This is a genomic window from Nonomuraea jiangxiensis (assembly GCF_900099965.1).
Taxonomy (GTDB): domain Bacteria; phylum Actinomycetota; class Actinomycetes; order Streptosporangiales; family Streptosporangiaceae; genus Nonomuraea; species Nonomuraea jiangxiensis.
This window is the reverse complement of the sequence record NZ_FNDJ01000039.1, coordinates 39,587-52,362: the sequence shown is the minus strand read 5'-3', so window position 1 is coordinate 52,362 and position 12,776 is coordinate 39,587. Positions and strand designations below refer to the sequence as shown.

At 65.0% G+C, this 12,776-nt stretch carries 5 protein-coding genes and 1 pseudogene; 4 read left to right on the top strand and 2 right to left on the bottom strand.

Annotation, left to right across the window (positions count from 1 at the left end; all coding sequences use genetic code 11):
* The 4 genes from BLS95_RS48630 (at window position 1) to BLS95_RS48610 (ending at window position 7,432) form a co-directional block, all read left to right on the top strand.
* Complete coding sequence (locus BLS95_RS48630; RefSeq protein ID WP_090946425.1) at window positions 1–1,620, top strand: type I restriction-modification system subunit M; 1,620 nt, start codon at window positions 1–3, stop codon at window positions 1,618–1,620.
* Window positions 1,617–2,741, top strand: coding sequence for a restriction endonuclease subunit S (locus tag BLS95_RS48625; protein WP_090946424.1), 1,125 nt, complete (start codon window positions 1,617–1,619; stop codon window positions 2,739–2,741). The genes BLS95_RS48630 and BLS95_RS48625 overlap by 4 nt, the downstream gene beginning before the upstream one ends.
* Window positions 2,738–5,980, top strand: coding sequence for a type I restriction endonuclease subunit R (locus BLS95_RS48620; RefSeq protein WP_090946423.1), 3,243 nt, complete (start codon window positions 2,738–2,740; stop codon window positions 5,978–5,980). Before BLS95_RS48625 ends, BLS95_RS48620 begins: the two co-directional genes overlap by 4 nt.
* Window positions 5,981–6,994: 1,014 nt before the next feature.
* Window positions 6,995–7,432 (top strand): NUDIX domain-containing protein, encoded by a 438-nt coding sequence (locus BLS95_RS48610; RefSeq protein ID WP_090946456.1) that lies wholly within the window; start codon window positions 6,995–6,997, stop codon window positions 7,430–7,432.
* A 363-nt stretch (window positions 7,433–7,795) separates the two neighbouring features.
* Here the strand turns inward: BLS95_RS48610 and BLS95_RS59675 are convergent.
* Both BLS95_RS59675 and BLS95_RS48605 read right to left on the bottom strand, forming a co-directional pair.
* A pseudogene (locus BLS95_RS59675) lies at window positions 7,796–8,311 on the bottom strand (SUMF1/EgtB/PvdO family nonheme iron enzyme); the annotation flags it as partial.
* A gap of 229 nt (window positions 8,312–8,540) precedes the next feature.
* Window positions 8,541–12,545 carry an integrase core domain-containing protein gene (locus BLS95_RS48605; protein ID WP_176993809.1) on the bottom strand — a complete coding sequence of 1,335 codons (4,005 nt, stop codon included), beginning with the start codon at window positions 12,543–12,545 and terminating at the stop codon, window positions 8,541–8,543.
* Window positions 12,546–12,776: the final 231 nt, after the last annotated feature.

Sequence of the window (12,776 nt, the reverse complement as noted above, 5' to 3'; positions counted from 1 at the left end):
ATGCCGCCCCGCAAAAAGCCCGCCCCCGGCCAAGAAGCCCTGCCCGGCACCACCACGATGGCGGACCTCAAGGAAATCCTCTGGAAGGCTGCCGACAAGCTGCGCGGCTCCATGGACGCCGCTGAATACAAGGACTTCGTCCTCAGCCTCGTCTTCCTCAAGTACACCTTCGATGCTTGGGAGGAACGCCGCCGCGTTCTCTACGCCGACCTCATCGCTGATGGCGTCCCGGAGTCCAGGATCGAATCATTCCTGGACGACAAGGACGAGTATGCAAGGGAGGGCATCTTCTGGGTGCCAGCCGATGCACAGTGGCCCGAGCTCAAGGCCAACGCGAAGCCCGGCCCGGGCGAGATCACCATCGGCGAGCGCATCGACAACGCGATGGGCGCGGTCATGAAGGAGAACCCGGCGCTCACTGGCGTTCTCCCGAAGATCTTCAACCGCAAGGAAGTGGACCAGCGGAGGCTTGGCGAGCTTGTCGACCTGATCAGCGACGCCCGGTTTACTGGCCACGAAGGCAGGACCGCTGCTGACGTACTCGGCGAGGTGTACGAGTACTTCCTGGAGAAGTTCGCCCGCGCCGAGGGCAAGCGAGGCGGCGAGTTCTACACACCCTCCAGCATCGTCCGCCTCATGGTAGAGATCCTCGAGCCCTACAAGGGAAGGGTGTACGACCCCTGCTGTGGCTCCGGAGGCATGTTCGTCCAGGCAGAGAAGTTCATCCTCAACCACCGCGGCCGCCGCGACGACATCGCCGTCTACGGCCAGGAGTCCAACCAGCGCACTTGGCGTCTCGGCAAGATGAACACGGCGATCCACGGCCTGTCCGCCGACCTCGGAAACAGTTGGGCTGACACGTTTTACGAGGATAAGCATCCCGATCTGAAGGCTGACTTCATCCTCGCCAACCCGCCGTTTAACATGTCGGACTGGCATCGGAACACCGAAGATCCTCGCTGGCGCTTCGGCACTCCACCGGCTGGCAATGCCAACTTCGCCTGGATACAGCACATCGTCTCGAAGCTCGGAGTCCACGGCACTGCAGGCGTCGTTATGGCCAACGGCTCTATGTCCTCTAAGCAGTCCGGTGAAGGCGGGATTCGCAGTGAGCTGATCAATGCGGACTTGGTCGCCTGTATGATCGCTCTGCCACCGCAGCTTTTCCGTACTACTCAGATCCCCGCCTGCCTGTGGTTCTTCGCCAAGGACAAGACCTCACGTGGCGGCCGCACCGACCGCCAAGGCCAAGTGCTGTTTATCGACGCCCGCACTGCAGGCGCCCTTGTTGACCGCACTGAACGGGTCTTCTCAGACGACGACATCAAAAAGATCTCCGACGTTTATCACGCCTGGCGTGGCACCAAGAGCGCCCGCGATGTCGGCCTTGCCTATGCCGACGAACCTGGATTCTGTTACTCCGCTACCCGTGACGAAATCGCCACTCATGACTACATTTTGACCCCTGGGCGCTATGTCGGCGCCTCCGAGGCTGGCGATATCGACGACGAAGCTACCGCCGACAAGATCGACAGGCTGGTCAAGGAACTCTTCACCCACTTCGACGAGTCGACCCGCCTTGAGCAGATCATCCGCGAACAACTGGAGAAGCTCGCATGAGTGCCTGGAGAGCAACGACCTTGGATCATCTCGTGCGACTGCAGCGAGGTCATGATCTTCCGAGCTCAACAAGGCGCAATGGATCAGTTCCGGTTGTAGGGGCAGCAGGGCCTAGTGGATTCCATGACACCGCGCTTGTTAGGGCTCCCGGCGTGGTGGTAGGCCGCGCGGGGGCGTCTATGGGCAAGGCGACGTATTGCGAAGTCGACTTTTGGCCTCTAAATACGGCCCTCTACGTAACGGACTTCCTGGGTAACGATCCTCGATTTGTCTACTATCTTTTGGGGCAGATTGACTTTTCTGGATACAACTCAGGTGCCGCTCAGCCGATGTTGAATCGAAATTATATTAAGAACATCCCGATAAAGCTCCCTGAGAGGCAAGAGCAAGAATCGATTAGTGCTCTTCTTGGGTCTCTCGACGACAAGATCGCGGTCAATAATCGCATCGTTGCCAAGTTGCAGGAGCTCGGCGACGCCTTTTATGGGCAAGCAGTTAGTGGTATCGCCCCCGGCGAAGAATCATTTGCGTCAACTGCAAATGTATTCGGCGGAGGTACTCCGCGAACGTCAGAGCCGATGTATTGGGATGGTGATATAATGTGGACTACCCCGAGCGACGTAACCGCACTCCAGGCGCCTTATCTTTTCGATACTAAACGAAAGATTACAAGCGCTGGACTGGAAAGCTGTGCTTCTCGGCTGTATCCAGCGGGGTCCATCTTCATGACGTCACGAGCGACCATCGGATCTTTCGCTGTGCCACAGCGTCCGGCTGCGGTAAACCAAGGCTTTATCGTGGTCATCCCCCAGAATCCGGCACTTTGCTGGTGGCTATTCCATGAGATGAGGTCTCGTGTCGACGAGATGCTCAGTCTGGCAAACGGCTCAACTTTCCTGGAGCTCAGCAGGAAGACCTTTAAAGCGATGTCCGTCCGGCTCGCCTCCCCTGAAGTGGTCGCTGAGTTCGACGCCAAGGCTAGGGCGCTGCACCGGCGCGCAGCACACAGCGCCCAGGAGACGCAAACGCTCACGGAACTGCGGGACGCATTGTTGCCGAAGCTATTGTCGGGGGAGGTCAAGGTGCGACAGGCAGAAAAAGTTGTGGAGGCCGCTATATGAGTGGGTATAGCGAAGCGGATCTGGAGAATGATGTCTTAGAGATCCTAGGGGAGCTTGGGTGGGAGCCGAAGAATGGCCCAGAGATCGCACCCGGGTCGGGCGAGCGGGAGTCGTGGGATGAGGCGATCATTCCGGGGCGGTTGCGCGAGGCGGTGGCGCGGCTCAATCCAGGCCTGCCAGCGAACGCCGTAGATGAGGTTGTGCGGCTAGTGCTGACGGCCGAGTCGCAGGATCTGCGGAACGAGAACTTTCGGCTACACGAGTTCCTTACGAAGGGGATCCGGGACGTCACCTATACCGACGAGTACGGCGCGGAGCAGAACCCAACGGTGCATCTCATCAATCGGGCAGATCCATTTAACAATGATCTTCTCGCGGTGCGGCAGGTCACTGTGGTTAACCCAGCGAACAAGGACATCAAGTCCCGGTTCGACGTAATGCTTTACCTCAATGGACTGCCGGTCGGTGTAGTTGAGCTGAAGAAGCCTGGCGATCCGCACGTCAGCCCAGAAATCGCCAAGAACCAACTGGACTCGTACACCAAGGATGCATGGCGTGCGTTCCGCAGCAACGTGATCTGTCTGGCATCCGACGGGATCGAAGCACGCTACGGTACTGCCTTCACCCAGTGGAACCACTATGCGCCCTGGAAGGTCAACGAGAGCGGCCGACCTGTCGAGGACGTGAACTCTAGCTGGGAGAATTCCGAGCTGGTCCTCGCTCTCTTCGGTCTCTTCAACCCCGCACGGTTCATCGAGTTGCTGGACGGCTACGTGGGTTTCTTCCGCTCGGACAATGGTCTGACGAAGCTGATCGCCAAGCCGCATCAGTACTTCGCAGTGAAGCGGGCAGTCAGCAAGACGATCGAAGCTGTCCGCAGCAACGGCAAAGCCGGAGTGGTGTGGCACACTCAGGGGTCCGGCAAGTCCCTGGAAATGGAGCTATACTCCGGTCAGGTGCTGCGGCACAAGTCGCTCGGCAACCCGACGATTGTGGTAATCACTGACCGGACCGACTTGGACGACCAGCTGTTTCAAGGCTTCAACGCCAGCGAACTGCTACCGGAAAAGCCGGTGCCGGTGACCAGCCGGAACCATCTGCGGACCGAGCTTACTAACCGGCGCACCGGTGGGATTTACTTCACGACCCTGCAGAAGTTCGGCCGAACCAAGGCCGAGAAGGACTCAGGGACCGCGCACCCGCTGTTGTCGGAACGGCGCAACATTATCGTGATCGTCGATGAGGCACACCGCAGCCACTACGACGACCTTAACGGCTACGCGCGGCATCTCCGAGATGCGCTCCCATACGCCACGATGATCGCCTTCACGGGAACCCCGATCCGCAGCGCGGAGAAGGACACCACGGCGGTGTTCGGCGAGCTCATCGATACCTACGACCTGACGCGCGCAGTTGAGGACGGCGCCACCGTCCCGGTTTTCTATGAAAGCCGCCTCATCCCTGTACACCTGCCCGACGGCCTCACCGCGGAGGAGTTGGACGAGAAGGTAGACCAGGCGACCGAAGGGCTCGACGACAATGAGCGTAAGCAGGTCGAGCAGGCAACGGCAGTGATGACCAGCGTGTACGGGGCGCCGGCACGTCTTGAGAAGCTGGCTGCCGACATCGTTGACCACTGGGAGGCCCGGTCAGAGTCGATGAGGCAGTTCATCGATGCCAAGGGCAAAGCGATGATCGTGTGTGGTACCCGGGAGATCTGCACCGGACTGTACAGGCAAATTATCGCCATAAAGCCTGACTGGCACTCAGAGAGTGTGGCCGAAGGCAAGATCAAGGTCGTCTACAGCAGCAGCCCGTCCGACCCGCCGGAGCTGACGGCTCACCGGCTCCGTCCATCGGAACACAAGACCATCCAGAGGCGGATGAAGAACGCCAGCGACGACCTCGAGATCATTATCGTCAAGGACATGTTGCTGACCGGGTTCGACGCTCCCCCTCTGCACACCCTCTACCTCGACCGTTCGATGCGCGATGCGCAGCTTATGCAAACCCTCGCCCGGGTGAACCGCACGTATCTCAATAAGCAGGACGGTCTGATGGTGGGGTACGCCCCGCTCCACGACAACTTGCTGGACGCACTCGCTGAATACAGCGCAGACGACCGGAGCGATGCCAAGAGCAAGCCGATGGGCCAGAACCTGCTGGACGAACAACATGGCGCGATCGCCAAGGTCCGTGACCTCCTCGATGTGCTCGGCAACATCCATCTGCACGGCTTCCCCTGGCGCAAGGGTCTTGCGGCGAAGTCGCCGAAGGCATGGCGTGACACCGTGCGAGGTGCAGCCGCCTTCCTGCGCGACCCCAAGCATCCCGGCAACCAGGTCGACCTTGAGGCCGAGGAGCGAGAGCCCACGCTGAAGGAGCGGTTCGCTGCGGAGAGCGCCCGGCTCTCCAGGTTCTACGGCCTGTGTGGCAATTCGGGGCTTCTCAACGACGTGAAGGATGAGATCGTCTTCTTCAAGGAAGTCCGGACCGTGATGGCCAAGTTCGACGCCGCCGAGCGGGTCGCCGAGGGCCGCCCGATCCCCGCTGAAGTAGAGCTGTTCCTAAAGCAACTCACGGCCGGTGCGATCGAGGCCGACGCGGTCACCGACCTGTTCGCCGAAGCTGGACTGACCCGCCCAGACTTGTCGAACCTGGATGAGGAGTACCTCAAGCGGATGCAGGCGGCCCACCAGCCCGTGCTGGCCATCGAGGCCCTACGTCGACTGGTCCAGCAGGAGATGCGCAAGGTCACCAAGCACAACGTCGTTCGGCAGCAGTCCTTCTCTGACCGCCTCATTGACCTGATGCGCAAGTACACCAACCAGAACCTGAGCGCCGCCGAGATCATCGCGAAGCTGATCGAGATGGCCAAGGAGGTCTCAGCCGACGCCAGGCGAGGCGAGCAGTTCAACCCACCGCTGACCAACGACGAACTCGCCTTCTTCGACGCCGTAGCGGCCAAGGACACCGTGAAAGCGCTCATGGGCGACGGCGATGCCTCCATCGGGGAGCAGAAACTCGCAGCGATCGCTCGTGACCTTGTCATAGCTGTCAGGAAGAATCTCTCGACCGACTGGGCCGCCCGCGACGATGTCCAGGCCAAGCTCCGCTCCATCATCAAGCGGCTACTTGCTAAGCATGGCTACCCGCCGGAAGAGGAGAAGGACGCCATCGACAAGGTCATACAGCAACTGGAGGCCTTTGCCGACGAATGGTCGCCAGTCACGGCGTAGCGATGCGACGATTTGGCGCACCCATTCGGCCGTTGTCGGTAGGCCGGGTTGAGTCGGGGAGCAGGCGCAGGACGCCGCCGCCGATCACGGCGTCCTAGCCAGCGTGCCTGTCGATGTCGAATCCGGAAATCACCACGGCGGGCAGTCCTGCTTCTTGCGGCCGCTTCAAGCCGTAGGGGTGCCGAGGTCCACGACCTCGCTGGTCGTGCATACGACGTGGACAGGACGTTTGTGGGCGTATGCGGCAAGGGCCAGCGACAGTCGCGGCTCTCCGCTGGGCTCGGACAGGTACGTGCGGGCGTAGTCGATGAAGTCGCCGTCGACGCGGGCCCGGCCCTCCAGCAGCATCAGGTTGTCCGGGCCGTAGCATTCTTCCAGCGCTCGCGCGGCGCACTGTCCCGGCTTTTCCACGAGTTCCACCATCAGGGCGCCACCGGCACAGCGCTCGGTGGCGATCACACCGCGGTCCTGGGCCAGTTCGGACTGATACGGGCGCGCAAGGACAACTGCGCCGGCCGTGGGTTGCCGCGGCGCGGCCAGCGGGTTGAACGCCGGGTACAGATTGTCACCGAACGCCACCCACAGCTCGCCAGCGCTGGATGCCCGCCGACCGGCGAAGTGATCGGCGCCGTTGAGGACGGACGTGAGGTCGCCGTAACTGCCGCGTTGTGGCACCCACTCGAGAATCACCTCGCGGGGCAGGGCGTCGCTGCGCATCGCGCGGCCGGCAGAGCGCAGGTAGCGATCGTGCCCGTCGAGGCTCAGGGCCTGGCTGGCCCAGGCGACGAACGGCTCGTAGTAGGGGTGGTAGACGATGACGACGTGGGCAGGGCCGAGGTCGGCGATTTCCTTCAGGATGTGGACGATGCCGGGCCGGCCGTCCACCGGCTGCCACTCCTTAGGCAGGTACCGGGCCCATCCGTGGACTCTCGTGCCCAGCCCTCCAGCGGCGATCACCACCTGTGACCGCCCATTCCCCACCCCGGCCGCAGCTTGCCGGGGTACGGTGCCCAGGTGAGGGTACGTGTTACGGGCGTCGTTATCGAGGACGGCCAGATTCTGCTCCTGGACCAGGACACCGACACCGGCCGCTCCTGGTCGCTGCCCGGTGGAAAGGTCGAGCCGGGCGAGCCCATCGGCGACGCCCTGGTGCGGGAGATGCGCGAGGAGACCGGCATCGACGTGGAGGTCGGCCGACTCCTGTACGTTTGCGACCACCTGCCCGGTGGCGGAACACACGTCGTGCACCTGACGTTCGAGGCCACCCGGGTCGGCGGCAGCGTGGGGGCGGTCGCCGAGGGCGCCGACACCACACCGATCCGCGGCGTGCGGTTCGTGCCTCTGGCCGACCTGCCGGCGATCGGCTTCTCCCCGCGGTTCGTCGAGCTGGCTCAGGCTGGATGGCCTGGTGCCGGCTCCTACGTGGGCGCCAAGTCCAACATCGGCCTGTGACTGTGTGAACGCCGCCATCAGGCGACCGTCGAGCACGCTCAAGGGCAGGCTGCGCTCGGCCAGCCCGCTCATCCATTCGCCCAGCAGCCTGGCCACCAGGTCGGCCGGCATCGGACGGTCCGGATCATCGGCGATGAGGCGGATGCCGACGCCGCGGGAGCTGCCCGCAAGGTGGCGGTGCCGCGGCCGGATGACCTCCTCCCACGTCGACGGGGTGTTCCATGCGGCCCCGGTCAGCCACCTGCCCATGGGCCCGTCGGCCGGGTCAGGTCCGTCGAGGCACCACACCTGTACGTTGCCGAGCAGGTGGTGGATGGCGCCAGCTGGTACGTCGTCCTGAACGACCGCCACGGTGTCGCCCACGGCATAGTCGGTGTTGATGGCCTGCGCGCCGGCCATCAGGTCAGCCATCTCGGCCAACTGCGGCAGTCGGGCGCCGTGGCGGGCTGCGAAGGCGGCGGCGCCGATCCATGTCACCCAGTACGCCGGATGGTTCTCGAAACCGGGGCTGACCATCCACCGGCCGCTGACGGGGTCGCGGTGCAGGCGGCCGCCGCGCTCGTGCGGCATCTCGCAGCACAGCAGGTAGGCGCCGCCGGAGGTGTTGTGCAGGCCGTGGTCGGCGAGCTCGTTGAGGAACGCGGCGAACTCGCTGTTCGATACCAGCAGGTTGCGCCAGTACAGACCGCAACGAGCAACGTATGTAGTCGGAGTGTTGGACGGGCTGATGCCAGTGCGGGGTGCGGGCGGGCGGCGGGCAGGCGGTGGGGCGAGCGTGTACAGGCTTTCTCCCGTCAGCCACCGTGTGGCCAGCGCCGTGACCGGTGCACGGAAGACGTTCCGGGCCGCGAGAAGTGTCTGCTCTGTGGTCTCGCCCACCAGTTCGGCGGATCGGCTGTCGAGGTGGGCGACGAGGCTGGTCTTCGCCGTGGTCGTGGCGAAGGTATTGTCGCTGACAGGCTGGCAGTTGCCCGCCGACGTCGTGCTCGGGCGTGGTACGCCGTACAGCTCGGGCACGATGTGGGCCAGCCGGGCCCAGGACGCCGTGAAGGGTGTCAAAACTAGGCTTAAGGCGCTGACCTGCGCATTCTTGACGGCGCCTCGTTGGTCAGCCAGCTCGCTGGTACTCGTTGATCAGCCCGCCGAGGACTTGGCGGCGCTCGATCCGGCCCGTCGGCAGCGGGATCACGTCGGAGTCATCATCGGTGGGAGCTCGAAGGCTGAGGGAGCGGTGCGGCCTGTGCCGATTGTAATGATTGGCATATTCGTCCAGCACGGTGCGAAGGTGCCGTTCGCCAAAGATCAGCAGCCTGTCGGTGCACTCCGTGCGTGCGGTCCTGACCCATCGCTCGGCAAACGCGTTCGCGCGAGGCGCCTGCGGCGGGATCTTCAGCAGCTGGATGCCGTCGCCTATAAAAACCTCATCGAAGCTGCTGGTGAACTTCGTGTCCCGATCCCGTATCAGGAACCGGAATGAGCCGGCCCGGTCCTTGAGATCGGCGAGGAGGTTCCGGGCCTGCTGGGCGACCCATGCACCATCAGGGTGGGCGGTCACGCCGAGCACGTGCACGAACCGGGTGCCGACCTCGACCGCGAAGAAGACGTACAACCGGCGTAGCGTGACGGTGTCCACCGTGAAGAAGTCACAGGCCAGCGTGCTCGTAGCGTGGGTGCGGAGGAAATCTCGCCAGCGGTCGTCGGCACGTCGCGGCGCCGGACCCAGGCGTGCTCGTTTCAGGATGCGGCGGATTGTCGAGCCGCTCACCTGGTGGCCCAGATGCCGCAGTTCGCCACGGATACGCTCATAGCCCCAGTGTGGATTCTCCCGCGCCAGCCTTTGGATCAACGCCACGACCGCCGGATCGGTCGCAGGCCGTCCCATCCCTTGGTTCGGGTAGGTCCAGTGCCGCGCGATCAGGCGCCGGTGCCAGCGCAGCAGTGTCCCCGGCGTCACCAATCGGTGGGCACGTAGCGCCGCCGGCAGTCCCCGGGCCAGCGCTGACAGCACCGCTCGATCCGCCCACGACAGCCTCGGACGGGCCACCTGGCGGCGTAGCACCGCGACCTCGTGACGTAGCACGAGGATCTCCAGGGTCTTGGAGGCGTCGCTACGGGGCAGCAGCGTCAGCCAGCTGACTACTACGCGGGAGAAGATCATGTAGAAGAGACGGCAAGCCACGAGCCTCGAGCATGCCCGACTTCGCCACTGCTTCGGTCGGGAAGCCTGAACAAACCCGCAGCTCACAACCATGAACGGACTATTGACACCCTTCAGGGAGACGGGGACGTACACCGGCTGGCCGTCGGCGTAGTGGTCCAGCTCCTCCACCTTGGTCTGGTCGCCCTTGGTGGGTGCGGCCTCGTACGCCCCGCCGTCGTAGGACATGCGGGCGTCGCCGACCACGTCGCCGGGCCGCTGCGGCGTCTGCGAGCAGGCCACTGCGACGGTCTCGATGCGGCTCGGCAGGTGCAGGATCCACGCCGAGGTGCTGCGGGCGTAGGTGTAGCGGGTGCACCGGTCGTCGGCGGCGGTGTCAGTGTCGCCCAGGTCCTCGATCTGGGTGACCGCGCCGACCGAGTCGTACGAGCGCCGGGTCTCCGTGAGTCGCGACTCGCCGGTGCTCAGCTTCGCTCGGCTGCGCACCTTGGCGGTGTCCAGCAGGTACGCCTCGTCGCCGCCGCCCTTGGCGGTCGGGCCGGACAACCACGGGTCGTTGATGGTGCCGGACTGCTCCTGGCCTCCCGGGCCGAGCAGGTAGCGCGTCTCCCGTTCGAAGCCCTGCAGCCGCCAGTGGTCCTCGACCTTCGTGCCCTGCGAGTCGGTGACGTGCGCGGTGCGGGTGCCGGTCGGCTGCTTGTCGCCGTGCATACCGCGGAAGAACAGGTGCTCGGTCGCGGTCCGCCGGTCGGGGGCCTCACCCTGGGACACTTGGACCCGCTCGTAGCCGCGCCACTGCGACCAGGTGCGCCGCTCCGCCGGTACGAGTTCCTGGTCGTCGTAGGACCAGGCGGCGCCGTCCGGTGGGTAGGTGTAGTCGCTGCGCACGGTGGCCGAGCCGCCGGTGAGGTCGGTCTCCAGCACCTGCACGGCGACGTACTTGTGGAACCAGTCCAGATAGGGGTCGCTCGCCCCCTCCGGGGCCCAGTGCGTGGGGAAACACCGTTTGGTGTTGGCGTGCGGCTGGGGCGTGTTGCCGCGGGTGCACTCCGGCTTCGAGTAGTTGACGGTGAGCCGCCCGCCGCTCTCGTTGTTCACGCTGAGGATGCGCCACTTCATCATCGGCGCGATGCCCTCTCGCCCGTCCACCCGGTTGGGCATCTCCACGCCGTCGAAGTCCACGGCCGGCATGGACTGCGAGCCGCCGACGTGCCCGGTGTGCTGGATCTTAGCCAGCCACAACGCGGCGCTCATGCCGTCGCCCGGGGTGGGGAAGGTGTGGGTCAGCGTCCAGGAGTCGACGTCCTTGTACGTGGTGCCGTCGAGCACCTGCGTGGTGACCTTGGCCAACCGCTTGCGGGTGAAGAAGGTGGGCGAGTAGTTCTCGCAGTCCTTGCCCGCGGTGCAGATCTGGTCGGCGGGCACGTCCGGCCAGTGCCTGGCGTTGGCAGTGGTCAGCTTGCCCGGGGCGCAGTCGAAGTCCGAGGTGGGCAGGCAGCGTTCGGCGACGTGCATGTTGACCCGGGCGGTCGCCGGGGTGGTGTACACCTGGCCGGCGCGCTGGCCGTACTCCACGTGCTCCAGGTAGCCGCCCGCCACGTACGGCGTCTCGTCGGCCTTCTTGATGTTGCGCCCGTAGTGGTTGATCTCCTGGGTGTAGAAGTAGCTCAGGGTGTTGCCGTGCGTGTCGATGACGTGGTCGAGGTTCCACCGGTAGGCCTGCTGGCACCAGGAGGCCTCGTAGGTCGACGCGTGGCACGGCTCCTTGTCGTCGTCGCCGTACACCGGCATCGTCCAGGCCGACCTCGTCTCCCGCTTGTCGCCGGTCCAGCCGGCGAGCCGGTTGAGGCCGAAGAAGTACTGCGTGCCCTCGGCCGTGGTGATCTTCCAGTGCTCGCCGTTGTCGTCGCCGTTGACCGCGCCGGTGAGCTTCTGCACCCGGGAGCCGTCGTCGAGCTTGGGCTTCCAGGTGCCGCTGGCCGTGTCGTGGACCAGCTCCGTGGATCTGCCGCCGAGCATCAGAACCGCGTTGTCGCCGCCCCAGCACTGCTCGCCGTTCTTCGGCGTGACCCCGTCGTCGTTGCATGACTTGTAGCGGCGCTCGACGAAACCGCCCGGCGTGAAGTCGAAGCCCTCACCGGCCCAGCTCGGCTGGTTGTTGGTGGAGACGGTACGCCCGTCGACGCCGCCCGCCGAGTAGCTGAGGGCGAGCTGCGGGGTGGGCCCGCCCAGCGACGGCGGCGTGCGCAGCGGGTAGGACCAGGCGAAGTCGCCGGTCTGGGCGCTCACCTGCCACTTCGCGGTGGGCGACAACGAACTGGCGGTGAAGTTGCCGGTGCTGCCCGACGGCGCCGCCATTACGGCGAACAGGCCGCCGCCGGAGCCCGCGGGCGCGGCGGAGACGTCGGCGGTCAGTTTGGCCGTCGAGACGTCGTTCACGGTGTCCAGCGGCGTGGGCGGCGGGCAGTCCGCCGCCCCCTGCTTCAGGCCACAGGCCGGCAACTCGACCAGGCGGAGCCGGGCCGCCCAGTCACCGCCATAGGCGTGCCGGAAACCGGAGTAGTCGAACTCCAGTCTCACCGGCGCCTTCGCCGTCCCGCCGTCCGCCCTGGTCACCCGTAGCGGCACCAGCGCGGACGACTCCGGGCGGTCGAGCAGTTCCACCTGTACCCGGGCCGGTGCGGCGGCGGCATTGGCCTGCCCGACCCGTACCGGCAGGCCGGACAACTCCGACAGCGCGGCTCCCGTTCGCGCCGGGGTGGCGTCCGTCGTGGCCGGCCGGGGCCAGACCACCTCGGGCGGCTCCTTCAGCACACTCTTCTCCGCCGGGTCCGGTGGCCTGTCCCGTACGGGGATCGGCTCGCCCGCGACGATCAGGTCGCTCTGTGGCTCGGGCGGGTCCCAGCGGTCGGCGTACGCCGGTGCGGCCAGACCCGGCAGGCCGGCAAGGAACATGATCAACAGGGTGCATAACGCCGTCCGGCGTCGTGCGGCCAAACCCATTGCGAGCCTCCCGTGGCGCGGCTGTCTGGGGCCGGCGGTCCCTTGCTGAGGGGGTGGGGGCCGCGCCGGCTCGGCACGGCGTGAACTCGGATTCGCGTGTCCACCCCGGTAGAAGTCGGTCACCACCGGCCGCACCAACGTAAGAAGATCCGGTTTCACGGCGGTTACACTGGGCGGCTCCCC

Bases quoted from the DNA above. Each gene is read 5' to 3' on its own strand.
- BLS95_RS48620 (WP_090946423.1), top strand. From the start codon at position 2,738: ATGAGTGGGTATAGCGAAGCGGATCTGGAGAATGATGTCTTAGAGATC.
- BLS95_RS48630 (WP_090946425.1), top strand. From the start codon at position 1: ATGCCGCCCCGCAAAAAGCCCGCCCCCGGCCAAGAAGCCCTGCCCGGC.
- BLS95_RS48605 (WP_176993809.1), bottom strand. From the start codon at position 12,545: ATGTTCCTTGCCGGCCTGCCGGGTCTGGCCGCACCGGCGTACGCCGAC.
- BLS95_RS48625 (WP_090946424.1), top strand. From the start codon at position 1,617: ATGAGTGCCTGGAGAGCAACGACCTTGGATCATCTCGTGCGACTGCAG.